1 pseudogene is annotated in these 207 nt (G+C 40.6%); it reads right to left on the bottom strand.

From position 1 onward, the window contains the following. Positions 1 to 31: 31 nt before the first annotated feature. Positions 32 to 115, bottom strand: a pseudogene (locus BOQ64_RS24390) (thymidine kinase); the annotation flags it as partial. Between the last annotated feature and the right edge of the window lie 92 nt (positions 116 to 207).

Genomic DNA, 207 nt, shown 5'->3' with positions numbered 1-207 from the left:
TCACCAAAGCTCTACCAGATTAATCTCCCTGTGAGGTTCTCATAGAATAATTGGCAAGGTTACCTGTTCTCTTGCAAATAGCATGCACTTTTGTGACATATTCTGCTGTCACCAAAGCTCTACCAGATTAATCTCCCTGTGAGGTTCTCATAGAATAATTGGCAAGGTTACCTGTTCTCTTGCAAATAGCATGCACTTTTGTGACAT

This window comes from Chryseobacterium sp. CH25 (assembly GCF_004119455.1).
Classification (GTDB): Bacteria; Bacteroidota; Bacteroidia; order Flavobacteriales; family Weeksellaceae; genus Chryseobacterium.
The sequence above is the reverse complement of the archived record's forward strand: the minus strand, read 5'-3'. Positions and strand labels throughout refer to the sequence as shown.